This window comes from Mycobacteroides sp. LB1, from assembly GCF_013449725.1.
Taxonomy (GTDB): domain Bacteria; phylum Actinomycetota; class Actinomycetes; order Mycobacteriales; family Mycobacteriaceae; genus Mycobacterium.
Genome location: NZ_JACCFF010000002.1, coordinates 348,085 through 365,408, shown reverse-complemented (window position 1 = coordinate 365,408; position 17,324 = coordinate 348,085). Strand labels below are relative to the sequence as shown.

At 63.8% G+C, this 17,324-nt stretch carries 15 protein-coding genes and 1 riboswitch; of the genes, 2 read left to right on the top strand and 13 right to left on the bottom strand.

Annotation, left to right across the window (positions count from 1 at the left end; genetic code table 11):
- The first annotated feature begins 20 nt into the window (after positions 1–20).
- Positions 21–1,859 (top strand): substrate-binding domain-containing protein, encoded by a 1,839-nt coding sequence (locus MLB1_RS12485; protein WP_180750123.1) that lies wholly within the window; start codon positions 21–23, stop codon positions 1,857–1,859.
- Positions 1,860–1,905: 46 nt separating this feature from the next.
- Here the strand turns inward: MLB1_RS12485 and gcvP are convergent, their stop codons facing one another.
- From gcvP to MLB1_RS12420, 13 genes are all read right to left on the bottom strand, one after another.
- On the bottom strand, positions 1,906–4,692 hold the full coding sequence (gcvP, locus tag MLB1_RS12480) for an aminomethyl-transferring glycine dehydrogenase (RefSeq protein ID WP_255485928.1): 2,787 nt from the start codon (positions 4,690–4,692) through the stop codon (positions 1,906–1,908).
- Between the two features lie 271 nt (positions 4,693–4,963).
- Positions 4,964–5,061: riboswitch (glycine riboswitch) on the bottom strand.
- Positions 5,062–5,123: 62 nt separating this feature from the next.
- Positions 5,124–5,750: a MerR family transcriptional regulator gene (locus MLB1_RS12475; RefSeq protein WP_180750121.1), complete on the bottom strand. Its 627-nt coding sequence runs from the start codon at positions 5,748–5,750 to the stop codon at positions 5,124–5,126.
- Positions 5,751–5,995: 245 nt separating this feature from the next.
- Positions 5,996–6,499, bottom strand: a complete 504-nt coding sequence (locus tag MLB1_RS12470; protein ID WP_180750120.1) for a bifunctional nuclease family protein — start codon at positions 6,497–6,499, stop codon at positions 5,996–5,998.
- 45 nt (positions 6,500–6,544) lie between these two features.
- Positions 6,545–7,288, bottom strand: coding sequence for a MerR family transcriptional regulator (locus tag MLB1_RS12465; RefSeq protein ID WP_180750119.1), 744 nt, complete (start codon positions 7,286–7,288; stop codon positions 6,545–6,547).
- Between the two features lie 7 nt (positions 7,289–7,295).
- Positions 7,296–7,766: a glycogen accumulation regulator GarA gene (garA, locus tag MLB1_RS12460; protein WP_180750118.1), complete on the bottom strand. Its 471-nt coding sequence runs from the start codon at positions 7,764–7,766 to the stop codon at positions 7,296–7,298.
- Positions 7,767–7,961: 195 nt separating this feature from the next.
- Complete coding sequence (gcvH, locus tag MLB1_RS12455) at positions 7,962–8,357, bottom strand: glycine cleavage system protein GcvH (RefSeq protein ID WP_180750117.1); 396 nt, start codon at positions 8,355–8,357, stop codon at positions 7,962–7,964.
- Positions 8,358–8,409: 52 nt separating this feature from the next.
- Positions 8,410–9,126: a DUF881 domain-containing protein gene (locus MLB1_RS12450; protein WP_255485927.1), complete on the bottom strand. Its 717-nt coding sequence runs from the start codon at positions 9,124–9,126 to the stop codon at positions 8,410–8,412.
- Between the two features lie 103 nt (positions 9,127–9,229).
- Positions 9,230–9,562, bottom strand: a complete 333-nt coding sequence (locus MLB1_RS12445; protein WP_005058551.1) for a small basic family protein — start codon at positions 9,560–9,562, stop codon at positions 9,230–9,232.
- A gap of 36 nt (positions 9,563–9,598) precedes the next feature.
- Positions 9,599–10,555, bottom strand: coding sequence for a DUF881 domain-containing protein (locus MLB1_RS12440; protein ID WP_180750116.1), 957 nt, complete (start codon positions 10,553–10,555; stop codon positions 9,599–9,601).
- A 1-nt stretch (position 10,556) separates the two neighbouring features.
- Complete coding sequence (locus MLB1_RS12435; RefSeq protein WP_180750115.1) at positions 10,557–11,186, bottom strand: CDP-alcohol phosphatidyltransferase family protein; 630 nt, start codon at positions 11,184–11,186, stop codon at positions 10,557–10,559.
- Between the two features lie 56 nt (positions 11,187–11,242).
- Positions 11,243–13,561, bottom strand: coding sequence for an accessory Sec system translocase SecA2 (gene secA2 / locus MLB1_RS12430; protein WP_180750114.1), 2,319 nt, complete (start codon positions 13,559–13,561; stop codon positions 11,243–11,245).
- Between the two features lie 170 nt (positions 13,562–13,731).
- Positions 13,732–15,003 (bottom strand): acyl-CoA dehydrogenase family protein, encoded by a 1,272-nt coding sequence (locus MLB1_RS12425; protein ID WP_180750113.1) that lies wholly within the window; start codon positions 15,001–15,003, stop codon positions 13,732–13,734.
- A gap of 46 nt (positions 15,004–15,049) precedes the next feature.
- Positions 15,050–15,526, bottom strand: coding sequence for an SRPBCC family protein (locus MLB1_RS12420; RefSeq protein ID WP_180750112.1), 477 nt, complete (start codon positions 15,524–15,526; stop codon positions 15,050–15,052).
- Between the two features lie 247 nt (positions 15,527–15,773).
- On the opposite strand from MLB1_RS12420, the gene MLB1_RS12415 reads away from it, so the two are divergent.
- Positions 15,774–17,300: an AarF/UbiB family protein gene (locus MLB1_RS12415; protein ID WP_180750111.1), complete on the top strand. Its 1,527-nt coding sequence runs from the start codon at positions 15,774–15,776 to the stop codon at positions 17,298–17,300.
- Positions 17,301–17,324: the final 24 nt, after the last annotated feature.

Genomic DNA, 17,324 nt, shown 5'->3' with positions numbered 1-17,324 from the left:
AGAAAGGTCGCGACGACACCATGGGCAGGCACAGCGCATCTGGGTCGGATAGCCCAAGCGGCGGAGACGACAACGACGGTTGGGATGCGGACCAGGAGCCGGAGCACGAGTCGAGTTCCGGCTCAGAGTTCGACACGGGCAGCTTGCAGCGTTCGCATCGCAGCAGCGACGGCAGTAACTGGGGTGTCAGTAAGGGGCTGATCGGCGCGATCGCCGCCGTGCTCGTGGTGGCCGTATCCATCGGACTGTGGTGGTACTTCGATGGGCGGACCTCCGACAATCAAGCTGAAGCCTCGGCCACCTGTGTACACGGGGACAACACCATCGCCGTGGTTGCCGACCCCTCCATCGCCGACAGGATCGGCGAGTTCTCCGAGCGGTTCAACAAGACGCACGAGGTGATCGGCGACTACTGCTTCACCGTGTCGGTCCGTCCGGCCGATGCCACCAATGTGATCAAGGGGCTGACGGGCCAGTGGCCCGCCGAGCTCGGCGGGCAGCCGGCGTTGTGGATCCCGGGGAGCTCGGTCTCGTCGGCACGTCTGAAGGCGGCATCGAAGACCAATATCGTGAGCGACAGCCGGTCGTTGGTGAGTACGCCCGTCGTGATCGCGGTGACGCCGAGACTGCGCCAGGCCATTCCCAACGACAAGAGCTGGGCGGATCTGCCTGCACTGCAGAGTGTTCCGAACTCGCTGGACGGCCTTGGCCTCCCCGGTTGGGGCTCGTTGCGGTTGGCGCTGCCATCGAGCGGTAACGCCGACGCGGCGCAGCTCGCCGGTGAGGCGGTGGCGGCGGCCAGTGTCCGCCCCGGAGAGTCGCCCGAGCTCGGCGCGGGTGCGGCCGCTTCGCTGGCCGCGACGGCCCCCAAGCTGCCTGCGAACAGTCTGTCCGATGCCATGGGCGCGCTGCTGGACGCCGGCGAGCAGCCCGGTGCCGCTGTGCACTCGGTGGTGACCACCGAGCAGCAGCTCTATGTCCGCACCCGCAGTAACCCCGATGCCAAGAAGGTCATCGCCGCGTGGCAGCCCGCCGGTGCGACTCCGGTGGCCGACTACCCCACCGTCCAGCTGGACGGTCCGTGGCTGTCCGAAGAACAGCACACCGCGGCAAGCCAATTCGCGCGGTTCCTGGGAGAAAAGGATCAGCTCAAGGCGCTGGCCGACGTCGGCTTCCGCGCCGAGGGTGCGGATCTGCCCAGTAGCGATGTGGTGAGCTTCGCCACGATCGAGAAGCCGCTGAGTATCGAGGACAAGGTGCGCGTCGCGCTGGCCGACGGCACCGCGGCCACGCCCGGGACTACCACGATCATGCTTTCTTCCTCCCCTGCTCCCGACATCAAGCTGTCGGATATCACCGGGGCGCTGGCCAGTCGAGTTCGCGCGATCTCCCCGAATTCGGGTGTGGGCCTGTGGGTCTACGACGGCAAGGAGGGCAACACCGTAGTGCGGCTCGGTGGCGCCGGCGATGACGTCGAAGGGATGCCACGCTCACAGAGTGTTGCCGATTCGCTGGCCGCGCTGCAGCCGACCGGCAATGGAGCCGTTGCGTACACGACACTCCGAGCGCTATACCAGGACGCTGTCGGTGGTTTCCGCCCGAATCAGGTCAACTCGGTGTTGGTGGTGGCCGGGCGATCGCATACGGACCAATCCCTGGACGGGCCGGGTCTGATCGACACCATCAACCGCCTCAAAGATCCGGCGAAACCGGTGCGCATCAACGTGATCGACTTCGGTAACGACTCCGATCAGCAGACCTGGCAGGCGTTGGCTCAGCAGACTGGTGGCGTGTACCAGAACCTGGCGGTCTCGAACAGCCCGGAGCTCACTGCGGCCATCACGCGGTTCGTCTCTTAGTCACGAGCAGTCCCCCGCAAGCGGGGAGACTGCTCGTGACGAGTTTCTACTCTGCGAAGGCCTCGATCGGTGGGCAGGAGCACACCAGGTTCCGGTCACCGTAGGCACCGTCGATGCGGCGCACGGGCGGCCACACCTTGGGGCGGAAGCCCTTTCCGAGCGGGTAGGCGGCCTCGGTCCGGCTGTAGGGGTGATTCCACTCGTCGGCAGTAACCGATTCGGCGGTGTGGGGCGCCCCGCGCAGCGGATTGTCCTCCACCGGCCACACTCCGGAGCCGACCTTGTCGATCTCCGCCTTGATCGCGATCATCGCCTCGCAGAAGGCATCCACCTCGGCCAGGCTCTCGCTCTCGGTGGGCTCCACCATGAGCGTGCCTGCCACCGGGAAACTCATCGTGGGTGCGTGGAAACCATAGTCGGCCAAGCGCTTTGCCACATCGTCGACGGTGACGCCGGTGTTCTTGGTGATCTCCCGCAGATCCAGGATGCATTCGTGTGCCACCATGCCGGTATCGCCGGTGTAGAGCACCGGGTAGTACTCGTCGAGACGGCGCGCCAGGTAGTTTGCCGAGGCGATGGCCGTCAGCGATGCGGCGCGCAGGCCGTCCGGCCCCATCATCCGGATGTAAGCCCAGGTGATCGGCAGGATCGATGCCGAACCGTAGGGGGCCGAGGACACCGGAGGTCCGTCGGGTAGCTCCGCGGCGTACGGGTGTCCGGGCAGATACTGCGCGAGGTGGCTGCGCACCGCGACGGGTCCGACACCTGGCCCGCCACCGCCATGGGGGATGCAGAAGGTCTTGTGCAGATTCAGGTGGCTCACATCGCCGCCGAAACGCCCGGGACGGGCAAGTCCGACAAGGGCGTTGAGATTCGCGCCGTCGACGTACACCTGCCCCCCGGCATCATGCACGGCCGCGCAGATATCGGCGATGTCGTGCTCGTAGACGCCGTGGGTGGACGGATAGGTGATCATGATCGCGGCCAGCGTGCTGGCATTCGCGGCGATCTTGGCACGCAGGTCGTCCAGGTCGACATCGCCGTTCTCGCGGCATGCCACCACCACGACGCGCATCCCGGCCAGCGCAGCGGAGGCGGCATTGGTGCCGTGGGCGCTCGACGGGATCAGGCACACCTCGCGGTCGCTCTCGCCGCGATCGATGTGGTATTGCCGGATGGCAAGCAGCCCCGCGTATTCGCCCTGTGATCCAGCGTTGGGCTGCAGGCTCACCTTGTCGTATCCGGTGATATCGGCCAGCCAGCCTTCGAGATCGGCGATCAGGGTGCGCAGTCCGCGCGAATCACCGGCCGGGGCGAACGGGTGCTGTGCGGCGAACTGCGGCCAGGTGATGGGTTCCATCTCGGCGGCGGCGTTGAGCTTCATGGTGCACGATCCAAGTGGAATCATGCTGCGGTCCAGCGCAATATCCTTGTCGGACAGCGCTCGCAGGTATCGCATCATCTCGGTTTCGCTGTGATAGCGGTTGAACGCCGGATGCGTCAGATAATCCGAGCTGCGGGTCGCGATATCCGAGGTGCTCAGGGACCCCGCCGTACCCTCGTCAATTTCGGTACCGAATGCGCGCAGGACCGACACCAGGTGTGGCAGCGTCGTCGCCTCGTCGCAGGCGATCGAGACATGGTCACCGTCGGGGCTCCAGATGTTGATGCCCTCGGCCTTGGCGGCGGCCTGGATCTCTGCGGCCTTACCGGGGACGTGCACCAGCACGGTGTCGAAGAATTCGTCGTGCACCACGGTGTGGCCGCCGCGAGTCAGCCCGGAGGCCAGCAGCTGTGCGTTGCGGTGGACGCGGGTGGCGATGGCGCGCAATCCCTCTGGGCCGTGGTAGCTCGCGTACATGGCGGCCATGATCGCCAGCAGCACCTGTGCGGTACAGATATTGCTGGTGGCCTTGTCACGGCGGATGTGCTGTTCGCGGGTCTGCAGTGAGAGCCGGTACGCCGGGGCGCCATCGGCGTCCACCGACACCCCCACGAGGCGTCCCGGCAGCTGTCGGGCGTGAGCGGTGTGCACCGCAAGGTACCCGGCATGTGGTCCGCCGAATCCCATGGGTACACCGAAGCGTTGGGTGGTACCGAAGGCGACGTCGGCGCCGATGTCACCGGGCGGCGCGTTGAGGGTGAGCGCCAGCAGGTCGGCGCCCACAGATACCAGTGCGCCGCGGGCATGAGCCTCGGCGATGAGCTGTGTCCAATCGCGAACAGCCCCGGATGCGCCGGGCAGCTGCACGATCACCCCGAAGAAGTCGCCGTCAGGCAATCCTTGGGCGAGGTCAACGGTAACCACCTCGATGCCCAGCGGCGCGGCGCGGGTGCCAATAACGGCGGCGGTCTGCGCGTATAGATCGGCGTCGACAACCAGACGGTTGGATGCGGACTTCCCGGCGCGATGCATGAGCGTCATCGCCTCGGCGGCGGCGGTGCCCTCGTCGAGCATGGAGGCGTTCGCAATATCGAGGCCCGTGAGCTCGGCGACCATGGTCTGGAAGTTCAGCAGCGCCTCAAGGCGTCCCTGACTGATCTCCGGCTGGTACGGCGTGTAGGCGGTGTACCAGGCCGGGTTTTCCAGGATGTGGCGGCGCAGCACGGGCGGCGTCAGCGTTTCGAAATAGCCCTGTCCGATCATGGACACGGCAATCGTGTTGTGGCTAGCGAGCTTTCGCAGCGCGTCCAAGGCCTCGTGTTCGGAAGCTGCTGCCGGCAGCGCGTCGAGACCGGTGGCGATGCCACCGTGAAGTGTGTCCAGGATGCTGGCCGGAACTGCCTTATCGGCGAGTTCGTTGAGACTGGCCACCCCGATGGTGGTGAGCATGGTGTCGATATCGGCGGCGGTGGGACCGATATGGCGGTCGGCGAAAGTGGCTGATGAGCCGGTTGCGCGAAGAGAGCTGGACACGTTACTCCCGGAGGGCCGAGTCGCGCGGCTGGCACGCGACAAAATCTCCCCTCCCTCTGTCATCGACCCGCTAGGGGCGCCTGAGAGATTCAGCGTCAAAATCTGGCAAAAAAAGCCAGTTCAGAAGCCTTTCCCCGTCGGCGGGCGGTCCGGGCGTAGGCCAGATCACCGCTTTCCAGAGGCATCGGGGCCGAGAGCGGTTCGGGGGCCTGAGAGATTGGCGGAGAGGTGTTGCTCCTTCGGCGGTCATGACTGGCGGTCATGACACTCTCCCGCCCACGGGCGATGCGGAACCAGTTTACGCGAGTACAGCCTCTGGTCCAGACCGGTAAGGCGGTAGAGCTGGATCAGCCGATTTTGCGGGCGCGATCCTTGCGACGGGAGGCCAGTTCGTCCTCGGGCGCCTCGATGGCCTCGCCACCGTCGGCACGCTCCCCCGGAAACTCGGCGATGGCGCCGGTCAGCTCGCGCATGGCGCCGCTGACCGCGATGCCGAATACACCCTGTCCGCCCTGCAGGAGGTCGACAACCTCTTCAGCGGAGGTGCATTCATAGACGGTGGTGCCGTCCGAGAACAGCGTGATGTTCGCAAGGTCTTCGACCCCGCGCTGACGCAGGTGTTCGACGGCAACCCGGATGTTCTGTAGGGAGATCCCGGTGTCCAGCAGTCGCTTGACGATCTTGAGAACCAGGATGTCCTTGAACGAGTACAGGCGCTGGCTACCCGAACCGGCGGCGCCGCGAATCGAGGGAACCACGAGTGAGGTGCGGGCCCAGTAGTCCAGTTGGCGATAGGTGATGCCAGCAACCTGGCAGGCGCTGGGACCGCGGTAGCCGACGAGCTGATCTGGAAGTGAGTCATCCGGGAAGAGGCCCGGCTGGACAGGTCCAGGCGACACGGAGGACCCAGCGGAACCCGCTACGCCAGTGTCCAGCGTCATATCCAGCTGCCCCTGCTCCGGCTGTTCGACCACTTCTGCTCCCTCTCGCCGATCGCTTCCCCGGTTGTCTGTCCCGTGGGTTCCTTGAGAACCTTAGGAATCCGAGTCCGCCGGTAGTGCGTTCGTCCAAGCACGAATTCTCCGAGCATACGCCCCTTGCGTTGCCCCGTGCCGGCCGCTGAGTCAAATTATGGCCCCCGTGAAATCCCGGTCAACGCGACGCGCCCGGGCGGTGACTGTCAAGGTCAGGTTGAGACTTAGTCGTTACTTAAGGCCTGTTACGGGCCTTCTGTGGCCTTGAAGTCGTCGGGCGACACGCTATCGAGAAATTCTTTGAACTTCTCTACCTCGTCTTCTCGCAGCGCTCCGCCGGAGTCCTCGTCGTCCTCGTCGGGAATGATCAAACCTGCCTCGGCGAGTACGGCCTCCTCGACGTAGATCGGAACCCCGACCCGCAGCGCGATTGCCACCGAATCCGAGGGTCTTGCCGACACCCGGATATCGCTATCGAAGACCAGATCCGCGTAGAACGTACCCTCCTGCAGATCCACGATCCGCACTTCCTTGAGCGAATGCCCAAGGGCCGCTATCAGATCACGGATCAGATCATGGGTAAGCGGCCGCGCCGGCTCTACTCCCTGTTGCTCCAGGGCAATGGCCGCCGCCTCCGACTGACCGATCCAAATAGGCAGGTATCGATCACCGCCGGACTCCCGCAACAACAACACCGGCTGGTTCTGGGGCTGTTCCACGCGGATTCCCACGACTCGAACTTCGCTCATCGTGCCTCCAACACCAGTACGTCCGTCGTACCGCGAGTCTAGTACTCAGCGATCGAGGACGCCGCGCACCGCGGACTTGATCATGGCGCCGTGGAGCGCGATCGACAGCGCCGCCACCTCCCGGATCAGGTCATCGGCGCGGTCGCGGGCCCCTGCCTTGTTGGCCTTGACGGTCGGGCCGACGATCTGGGCGATCAAATCGGTCTCCCGATCGACGGCCGATCGGAAGGTGCGCAGATGCCGTGGCTCGACGCCGTAGTCGGCCAGCTCAGCGGCGCACTGGACGATCAGGACCGTGTATTCGTCGAAGAAACCGCCAGGTCCGGCGGTGATGATTCCCGCTTTGATGAGCGAAGTCAGCAGCACCTCGTCCGCGCCCGAACGCGAGAGCAGGTCCTCGCGGCTGAGCCGTGTGGGTCGGACAGGCGGAAATCCTTGACGGGCAACACTGTTGGCGCTGTCGCCATCGGTGATGGCAAAAAGACGAGGACCGCCGGTAAACCCCGTCGCATCGGGCAGTGCTCCGTCTGGCTGAGCGTCGAGCTGTTCCTTGATCACCTTCAAGGGCAGATAGTGATCGCGTTGCGCAGTCAGGATGAACCGAAGCCGCTCGGCGTCATAGGCCGAAAACCGGCGATACCCCGACGCGCTACGCGACGGGGTAACCAGTCCCTCCGATTCGAGAAACCGAATCTTCGAGATCGTGACGTCGGGAAACTCCGGACGCAACAGGTCGAGTACCGACCCGATCGACATTCCGGTGAGAGCCGGCCGGTCGGGAGCTGTCACGTGCTGATCACTGCCCGCCCGCGGCGTCGTCGCCGGCCGACTTGGGGCCCGTCAGGAAAACCAGACGGAACTTCCCGATCTGCACTTCGTCGCCGTTGGCGAGGACAGCTGAATCCACGGGCTCGCGGTTTACGTAGGTGCCGTTGAGGCTGCCCACGTCGACGACCTGGAATTCGTCACTGTCAAGGCGGAATTCGGCGTGACGACGGCTCACCGTGACGTCATCGAGGAAAATGTCGCTGTCCGGATGGCGTCCAGCCGAGGTGGTTGCCTGATCCAGCAGAAAACGCGATCCCGCATTGGGTCCGCGCTTGACGACCAACAGTGCCGATCCGGCGGGCAATCCCTCGACACCGGACACGTCGGAACCGGCCTGTGCGGGCGCTTCCAGCTCGGTGGCGAAATCGGCGCGGAACACCGAAGTCGTTTCCGCGGTGACCTCGCCTGACGTGTCGTCCTTGTCGTTATCGGTCACCATGGCTCCTTCTTCCTCGCCCCTGGAGGATTCGATTGTCAGTGCGGATCTCGTTGAGCATGACGCTCTTCACGACCCTCATCGCCGCTCATTTTCGACCGTACCGTCTGACTGCCCATAACGGGCCACCTCTGCCGTATCCGCAGGCGGTCGGTCAGAAATTTTCGTCATCGGACTGGATGGAGAACAGGTGCCCTCCTAGTCGGTGGCGTCACCATATCCCGATGCGTCTAAGAGGTCATTAAGAGCCGTGTCGAGGTCTGCCGCACTGGCGACCTCAAGATCGACCAACCAGCCCTCACCATACGGATCGGAATTGACCAGTTGCGGGTTGGAATCCAAATCGCCATTCGCGCCAACGACTTTCGCTGTGATGGGCGCAAACAGGTCCGATACCGACTTGGTGGATTCGACCTCGCCGAACGTGGAGCCAACCGCGAGATCGGCGCCGACATCCGGCAGTTGGACGAACACCACGTCACCGAGCTGCGACTGCGCGTAGTCGGTGATCCCGATTCGCACGGTCGTGTCACCCGTGCGCCGCACCCACTCGTGTTCCTCGGTGTAGTGCAGGTCGGCAGGAATTTCGGTCACGGTGAGTCATCCTTGCTCTCGGTGAGTGGTCTGTGGTCGCTGGGCACGGAGGTTACTTGCCGGGCTGAGCGTATTGGCGCGGTTTCGGTTCTCGCAAGGTGGTGATGTCCACGCGCGCCGGCTGGTCGATGGTAACGCTCCCACCTACCCGCGAAACAGTATCGACAGCGCCACCCGGAATGTTCATCGCGGCCGCGAGTGTCGGCGGATCGCCTATCGCGAGAACCGAATACGGCGGGCTCAATGGCACACCATCGACGGTGAGTTGTCCGGGGGTCCCGGTGACCCACGAATCGGCACCGATACGCACCGATTGGTTGTTCGCTTTGATCTCGATGGCCTCGGCGCCGGCCGCCCGTAGTTCGTTGATGATGTCGAGCAGGGATTCCGGTCCGAGACCCTGTCCGGGGTCGTTGACGGTGAGAATGACGCCCGGTCCGGTGGCACCGACGGTCCCCACCATGATCGACAGTGCGGACAGGCGAGCCTTGGCGTCGTTGATCACCGCCTGATTGCCGGTTCCACTGGCGCGCATGGTAATAAGGCCCTGCTGCAGGTCCGCAATTTCCTTGTTCAGGTTGGCGTCCCGCTGTTGCAATGAGTCGAGCAGTACCAGCAGGTCGGCCGGTCGCGCGGTATCGAGGCCATCACCCGATTCGGTCTGACGAACCTGGGTGGTGATCGCCAGGCCGAGCAGCGCGCATAACACCACGCCGAGCACTCCGAAAGTGATCTGGGTGCGCGTAGTCGGCCGGCGCGTTTTGGGCATCTCGTGCTTGCCGGGGTGTGCAGCGCTGTCTGCGGCCTTCCCCGGGGGCTGGTCCGGGGAAGGAGTCTGACCTTGCGGCGCGTTAGACGAATCGGTCACCGGCTCACGCTCCAAACAACCTGCGCCGCAAGGCGGCAGCGTTTCCGAAGATGCGAATGCCGAGTACGACGATGATGGCCGTGGACAATTGCGTGCCGACCCCGAGCTGGTCGCCGACGAACACGATCAGGGCCGCCACCAAGACGTTGAACACGAAGGACACCACGAAGACCTTCGAATCGAATATCTGGTCCAGATATGCGCGAGCACCGCCGAACAGTGCGTCGAGCGCAGCCACCACCGCGATCGGCAAGTACGGGGCGACGGCGTCAGGAACGTTCGGGTGAAACACCAGCCCCAAAACCACGCCGATCGCCAGCGCGACTATGCCGATCATCGTCTACTTCCTCTCCACATCACGGTATGGGTCACGTCACCGGTTACCCGTCGGAATTTCTTTGGCATACTTCACATCCCGATTGGCCGCCGGCGCCATGTGCACGTCTTCTTCGGTGGCGAGGGTGAGCCTGATGCCGTAGGACTTCTGCAGTAACCGCATCCGGGCCATTCCCGGGCTGCGTTCGAAGGAGGATTTCATCGTGTTGGCCGGACCGATCGCCACGATCCGGTACGGCGAGCTGGTCGGCTGGTTGTCGACCAGGATCGCTCCCCCGGCCTGACGCATCGTCACATTCGGGCCGATGCGTAGGTCGGAGACCGAAATCGCCTCTGCGCCACTGGTCCACAACGAGTTCACGACAAGCTGCATGTCACGGTCCAGAATGACCTGCTGGCTGCGCGGGACACGTTCCTTTGAGACGTCCGACAGATCGCCGGCGCTGCCCGGGTCCGCCAGCGTGACGATGAGCGCAGGCCCACGTACCTCGGTGCTCGCTGCCGCAAGACCCAACTGGTCCAACCGATTCAGCAGCTCCTTGCCCTGTGTGTTGCCTTCCAGCTGAGTGCGTCGAGCGCCGGCCACCTCGGCTGACAGACGGTCACGAGTGGATTCCAGCGCGCTCGAATCGCGCTGTTCACCGCGGATGCTCACCAGCAGCCCCTGCTTCTCTTGCTTCATGCCGGGTGCGATACGGGTGGTCTGGGCGACGGCCGCCGCGAAAACAGCGGCGATGGTGATGGCAGCGATTGCCTGCCAACCCCATTCGGCCCAGCGTGAGCGCGGCATGGCTCCGCTCCGACGGGCGGCAGCGGCCTCGGCGTATCCGGCATCCAGATGATCGGAGAGCAGCGTGCGCAGCAGCGAGGGCACCGGATTGCGCTTGGGTCGGTTGGCGGTGTGGTGTCCCAGGCCTTCCTCGGGTTCGAAACCACCCATGAGATGTGTCCCGTTGCCACGCACCGGGTCGGGGGTACTGCTCTCATCGGTCATCTCATGTGCTCACTTTGGGCAGCTGACGTACCACCATGACAATCTGCGCGATGTAGAGCACGAACGTCCACAGGTAAATCCCGAGTCCCCACATGAGGAACGCCCACCCGCACGGGCCGATCACCTTGCCCCACAACGAGTCCCATTCGCCGATGAGGATGAGTGGGAATGCGGACATCAACGCGAAGGTCGCGGCCTTGCCGAGGTAGATGACCGGGAGCGCCTCGATTCCACGCCGGCGCACGATCGGCAGCCCGAGGGTGAGAATGACGTCGCGGGCCAGCAGCGTGATGACGATCCACCACGGCACAATGTCTCGGATCGCGAGGGCGATCGGGGTGGTCACCATGTAGAGCCGGTCGGCCGCCGGGTCCAGGAGTGCCCCGAGATGAGACGACTGGTTCATCAGCCGGGCGATCTTGCCGTCGGCCCAGTCGGTGAAGCCGCTGAGCATCAGGATGGCGACAGCCCAACCGTCAGCGTGCTTTACCAGCACCAAATACAGGAAGAGTGGGATGAACGCCAGCCGAATGACGCTTAGCACGTTCGGGACCGTCAGAATCCGATCGTCTGCGTCCGATGTTCTTCGCCCAAGAGGCTCATCGCCGGTGGAGGGCTCTGCGCTTCCCATCCGGCCAGCCTCTCATATCCGCGCAGTGATACCGCGCGCAAACAGACAGCCCGTTATCAGCTGAAGACGCCCGGCAGGTTCAGGATCGAGAGACTGTCGTTCTTGCGCGGGTCGTCGTGGATCATGTACGTCCACGTCGACGTCGGCCGCGCGAGCTTCGACAGATCCAATCCCTGTTCCTCGTCAACCAGATTCGCGGTGTCGAAGGTCTGCTGTGCCGCTTCCACGGCGTCGGCCGCCAGCGATGCGAAGGCGTCGACGGCCAACCGGTGGAACTCATCGATCGGGTTCTGCCGTCCGAGCGCCCGCAGATGGATGCTTTCGCGCACATCGGAGAGGTACGCCAGGTGGTCCGCCCACCCGCGGTCGAGGTGGTACAGCATGATCTGCCGCGAGATGCGTTCCAGCCGCTCGTCGGAAAGTTCCTCAGCCAGCTCGTCGTAGCGTTCCGACGAACGCTCCTGTAGCTCCTTGCGTGCGGTGTCGGTGCGCAGCAGGGTCTCGCGACGGTCGGCGATGATGGCCCGCTGCTGGGCGATCAGCTGGTTGTATCGCCAGGTGTTGGCGTGCAGGTCGAGCATTGCGCCCTCGGCGACGCGCTGCGCGTGGTCGATGAGGCTGCCGGCCTTGGTGCTGACGATCTGGCCGTCATCATCGGTTTCGGTGGGGAGTTTGGCCGAATCCAGGTGTGCCACAACGACCTCGTCCTCCCAGCTGGAGAAGAAGACCGACGATCCGGGGTCGCCCTGACGTCCCGCACGTCCGCGTAGCTGGTTGTCGAGCCGTTCGGTGCGGTGCCGGCCTGTGCCGACGACGTGCAGCCCACCGACCTCCACGACCGCGTCGTAGTCGGACTCGTCGGAGCCGCCCAGGCGGATATCGGTACCACGGCCCGCCATCTGTGTGGAGACCGTGACGACATTGAGCGCGCCGGCCTCGGCGATGACGCGGGCCTCCTCGGCATCGTTCTTGGCGTTTAGCACGACTGCGGGAACGCCCGAGCGCACCAAACGATGATGCAGCGCCTCGGATTCGGCGACATCGTGGGTGCCGACGAGTACTGGCTGGCCGGTGGCGTGGATCTCGGCGATATGCGCGACGATGGCGTCGTTCTTGCTCGCTTCGGTGATGTACACGCGGTCGGGCTGGTCCTCGCGGATGTTTGGCGTATTGGGCGGGATCGGTGAGACGCCCAGCTTGTAGAACTGCCGAAGCTGTTCGCCGGCCGCGAGCGCCGTACCGGTCATACCGGAGACGCGCGGGTACCTGTTGACGAGCGCCTGCACGGTGATGGTGTCGAGAACCTCACCGGTGTCGGTGGTTTCGATGCCCTCCTTGGCTTCGACCGCTGCCTGCAGGCCGTCGGGCCAGCGTTGCAGGGTGGCGATGCGGCCACGTGAGGCGTTGACCAGATGCACGGCCCCGTCGCGCACGATGTAGTGCACATCGCGCTCCAGGAGCACATGTGCGTGTAGGGCCACGTTGACCTCGGTGAGGGTGGTCCCGACGTGATGCTCGGAGTACAGGTCGATGTTCCCGAGTCGCTTTTCGAGCTTCCGGGCACCGATGTCGGTCAGGAAGATATTGCGTCGATCGTTATCGGCCTCATAGTCCTCGCCTGCGGTCAGGTCGCGAATCGCCTCGATAACCTCGAAGCTCGGGGCCTCCCGGTGGCTCGTGCCTGCCAGCACCAGGGGCACCAATGCCTCGTCGACCAAAACCGAGTCGGCTTCGTCGACGACCGCGACATCGGGGCTCGGTGACACCAGGTCGTCGACGTCGATGGCCAGCTGGTCGCGGAGCACGTCGAAACCGATCTCGTTGACTGAGCCATAGGTGACGTCGGCGGCATAGGCCTCACGACGTTCGTCGGCGGTGGATTCCTCGGTGATCCACCCAACCGTCAACCCGAGCCGTTCCAGGAACGGTCCCATCCATTCGGCGTCACGGCGGGCTAGGTAGTCGTTGACGGAGATGACGTGCACGCTGCGCCCGCCCAACGCGTATCCCGCGGCGGTGATCGCACCGGTAAGCGTCTTGCCCTCGCCGGTGGCCATTTCGATGACGTCGCCGTCGAGCATGCGCAACGCGCCTAGCAGCTGAACGTCGAACGGCCGCTGTTCGATGGTTCGGTCGGCGGCCTCGCGCACGATCGCGAGGAACTGGCCGATGTCCTTGGACTCGACGCCGTCAGTCAGGTCGAGTTTTTTAGCCGCCTTGGTGAGCTGCTCGTCGGTGAGGTCCTTGGCCTTCTCGTCGTACTTCTTCGAGGCGTCCACGAGGGCCAGTGACTGGCTCTGGTCTTTATCGGTGGTCGCACCGAGCAGCTTCCAGAACTTCTCGGTGAACCGTGAGGCGGTGTTCGACTTGCGCACATGGACACGGTACGCGGTGTGGTGGCATGGCCTGGCGCAGCCGCGTGGCGGACTCTGCCAGAAGTTGCGGCCACGTCTTCGCCGAGTGCTCGTCCACGCAGAAAATCTCGCTCGAATCTCTGTTTGAACGCACACTCGGCGAAGTAGCCAGGGGCCTGGGACCCTGGGCCCTATCCGGAGAGCAGGCCCTTGGCGATATGGGTGATTTGCACCTCGTTGCTGCCGGCGTAGATCATGAGCGACTTGGCGTCACGCGCCAGCTGTTCGACCCGGTACTCGGTCATGTAGCCGTTGCCGCCGAAGAGCTGTACGGCGTCCATCGCGACGTCAGTTGCAGCCTCCGAGCAGTAGAGCTTGATGGCCGATGCTTCCGAAAGCGAGGGTGTCTTTCCCTCAGACATGCTCTCGATGGCGTGGAACATCATGTTCCGTACGTTAATCCGGGCCACTTCCATCTTGGCGAGCTTGAGCTGGATGAGCTGGAACTGGGCGATCTCCTTGCCCCACAGGGTGCGTGTCTTCGCGTAATCCAGTGAGAGCCGCAGGCACTCTTCGATGACGCCGAGCGCCAGTGCGGCCACGCCGATGCGCTCCATCGAGAAGTTCGCGCGTGCGCTGTCTCGGCCGTCGCCCTGGTCGCTGGTCTCGGTTTCACCGAGTAGACGGTCCTTGCCGAGCCGGACATTCTCAAAGAACAACTGGCCGGTGCGCGAGCTGTGAATGCCCATCTTGCGGAACGGCTTTGACTGCGCAAAGCCCTCCATGCCCTTATCCAGTACGAAGGTCAGTACCTTGCGGTCCCTCTTGTCGACCGAAGGGTCCTTTTCATCCAATTTGGCGTAGACGACGATCACATCGGCATCGGGCCCATTGGTGATGAAGGTCTTCTGTCCGTTGAGGATGTAGTCCTCACCATCGCGCGTGACATAGGTCTTCATACCGCCGAACGCATCAGAGCCCGAATCGGGTTCGGTGATGGCCCACGCCCCCACCTTCTCGTAGGTGACGAGCTCGGGCAGCCAGCGCTCCATTTGGGCGGCGGTGCCGCGGGAGGCGATGGTCGGCACGGTGAGGCCCATGCTGACACCCATCCCCGTGACCAAACCCATACAGACGCGGGAGATTTCACTGGTCAGTACGAATCCCATACTGGCCGACCCTCCTGCCATGCCCATGGCGCCCCCGTCATCGGACTTCTTGGATTCCTCGAGGGGTTGCCCGGCCGCTAGTGCGGCCTCGCGAGCCTTCTTCTTCTCGATCTGCTTCTGCAAGCCCTCTTTGGCGAGAGCGTCGATACCGAAGGTGGCGAACATTTTCCGGATGACGGGGTACGGCTCCATCTCGCCGGACTCGAGCGCGTCGACGTGAGGCCTGACCTCCTTGTCGATGAACTGGCGAACGGCGTCGCGTACCGCAAGGTCAATGGGTGACCAGTCGAGCATGAGTCCTGCTTTCTCCGTTGAAAGTGGTTGAGGTCAACGAGTCCGGTTAGCCGAGCTCCTTGGCCAGAAATTCCTTGAGGCGGGTGACGGAGTTCTCGAGTTCCTCCTGGACGGCCTTGTCGATGGCCGTACCGATGGCTCCGGTGAGCATCTGCCCGCTGAAGGACGAGTCGACGTTCACTCTGGTGTTGTCGCCGTCGATCTCTTCGACGCTGGACTTGATGATGGCCTCGACTCCAGCCATGCCGGTGCCGCCCAGCTTGAAGGAGCCCTTCTTGGCCGACAGCACCTCGTCGGCGGGGGTGAACTCCTGCACGGTCCACTCGACCGTGTTGGCCATGCCCATCAGGGTGACGATTTCGGAGAACTTGGTGCCGACCTTGATGTCCTCGATCGCGGGGACATCGCCCTTGAATCCGGTGTGGATGGTCATCCACTCGTCGTACTTGTTGAGGTCCGGCAACACCGACCAGAGCTTGTCGATGCTGTACGGGAGGTCGATGCTGGAGTGCAGCTCGGACATGGGCGAAGACTCCTTTGTCAATGGTCTGGCGTGGATTGATACCAACGGTTCCGAACGTAACATACATACCCTCGTGTATGTAAGATGCAATTACCGCAGATCCCGACCGGAGTTGCGACTAAATGCAGGTGTATAGCGGTTAGATACCGACAGGCCTGTGGGTGGTTGCCTCGGAATCGACAGCTACTTGACGGTAACCCAGCGCAGGTTACATACATCTGTGCTCGTATGTATTACAGTGGCGCTCATGAGCACCCCCGAGGGCGCGGGCAATGACGCGGCGCTGCTCGCTTCCGGATTGCCCGAGAACGGGAAACAACGACCCACCTCGGAATCTACCGCGGAATCACCCGTGGCGGCGGCGGATTCGCGACCTGTACGTGGGTCGATCGATATCGAGATCACCCGCCCGAAGGTCAAGCTGAATCCACCGCCGCTGCGGGTTGAGGCCCGGCGTTTTGGCCTCACGGTTACCCGGCTGATTGGGTCGGGAGCACGCCTGCTGGCGAGGCCTCGACGTGGAAGGTCGCTGGAGGTGCGCGCGGCGCACGAGCTGCGCCGGACGTTCGCACTCATGGGACCGACGTACGTGAAGTTGGGGCAGCTCATCGCTTCCTCCCCCGGTGTCTTCCCCGAAACGCTGTCCAATGAGTTCCGCACGCTGCTCGACAGGGTGCCCCCTGCGTCGTCACAGCTGATTCACCAGAGCGTGCGGGAGCAGTTAGGTGCTCATCCCGCAGCGATATTCGCGACATTCGACGACAAACCGTTCGCCTCGGCGTCCATCGCTCAGGTGCACCACGCGACACTCAAGACGGGTGAGCGGGTGGTGGTGAAGATCCAGCGGCCGAAGATCCGCACCAGGTTGGCCGCCGATGTCCGCATCATAGGTCGTCTCGCGCGTGTGATCGTCAAGACCGATCTGGGCCGGGCCACCAATGCCACGGAGATCGTGGAGGACTTCGAGCAGAACCTCAATGAGGAGCTAGATTTCGCGGCCGAGGGTCACGCCATGGAACAGTGGATGGCAAGCCTGGCCGACACCGAGTACGGCGACAAGGTGCGAGTCCCCAAGGTCTTCTGGGAGTACACCACCGAACGCGTACTCACCATGGAATACGTCGAAGGCATACGGATCGACAATGTCGCGGAGCTGGCGAAGGCCGGCTTCGATGGTGTCGCGCTGGTGAAGGCAATCGTGTACTCGCTGTTCGAGACGGGCTTTCACAAGGGCCTTTTCCACGGGGACCTCCATGCGGGGAACCTGCTGGTCGACTCTGACGGCCGGATCGTCTTCCTGGACTTTGGAATCGTCGGCCGGATCGACGAGCGCAGCCGGAGGATCTTCACCGAGATCATGGTCGATCTGTTTGTGAAGAACGATCATGCGGCGGTGAGTCGGGGCATCTACAAGCTTGGTGCCATTGGCGACCGGGGTAAATCCGTCGACCCCAATACTGCTGCCAAGACGATCTCCGATTTCACCAATCCCCTGCAGCAGTCAAAACTTTCGGCCATCGAGTACGGCCAGCTTGGCAAGCAGCTGGCGACGATGGCCAAGCAGTACGACGTTCGGTTGCCCCGCGAGCTGGTGTTGATCTCCAAGCAGCTGCTGTATGTCGAGCGCTACATGAAGCTGCTGGCGCCCGACTGGGCACTGCTGTCGGACCCGTCGTTCATCGGCTTCTTCGGCAACATGGTGATCGCGGCAGAGGAAGCTCGGGCCGCGGAAGCCGCCAGTGCGGCAGGTGAGTCCGCTCCGAAGGCGAACTAGGGTCGGCCGGGCGGGAGCGGAGCG

What these genes read in the sequence shown, in the direction of transcription:
- MLB1_RS12445 (WP_005058551.1), bottom strand. Translation starts at nt 9,562, where the DNA reads ATGATCGGCATAGTCGCGCTGGCGATCGGCGTGGTTTTGGGGCTGGTG.
- MLB1_RS12435 (WP_180750115.1), bottom strand. Translation starts at nt 11,186, where the DNA reads ATGGGAAGCGCAGAGCCCTCCACCGGCGATGAGCCTCTTGGGCGAAGA.
- MLB1_RS12450 (WP_255485927.1), bottom strand. Translation starts at nt 9,126, where the DNA reads ATGCCCAAAACGCGCCGGCCGACTACGCGCACCCAGATCACTTTCGGA.
- MLB1_RS12440 (WP_180750116.1), bottom strand. Translation starts at nt 10,555, where the DNA reads ATGACCGATGAGAGCAGTACCCCCGACCCGGTGCGTGGCAACGGGACA.
- MLB1_RS12420 (WP_180750112.1), bottom strand. Translation starts at nt 15,526, where the DNA reads ATGTCCGAGCTGCACTCCAGCATCGACCTCCCGTACAGCATCGACAAG.
- gcvP (WP_255485928.1), bottom strand. Translation starts at nt 4,692, where the DNA reads ATGCTCACCACCATCGGGGTGGCCAGTCTCAACGAACTCGCCGATAAG.
- MLB1_RS12415 (WP_180750111.1), top strand. Translation starts at nt 15,774, where the DNA reads ATGAGCACCCCCGAGGGCGCGGGCAATGACGCGGCGCTGCTCGCTTCC.
- MLB1_RS12470 (WP_180750120.1), bottom strand. Translation starts at nt 6,499, where the DNA reads ATGAGCGAAGTTCGAGTCGTGGGAATCCGCGTGGAACAGCCCCAGAAC.
- MLB1_RS12485 (WP_180750123.1), top strand. Translation starts at nt 21, where the DNA reads ATGGGCAGGCACAGCGCATCTGGGTCGGATAGCCCAAGCGGCGGAGAC.
- MLB1_RS12425 (WP_180750113.1), bottom strand. Translation starts at nt 15,003, where the DNA reads ATGCTCGACTGGTCACCCATTGACCTTGCGGTACGCGACGCCGTTCGC.
- garA (WP_180750118.1), bottom strand. Translation starts at nt 7,766, where the DNA reads ATGGTGACCGATAACGACAAGGACGACACGTCAGGCGAGGTCACCGCG.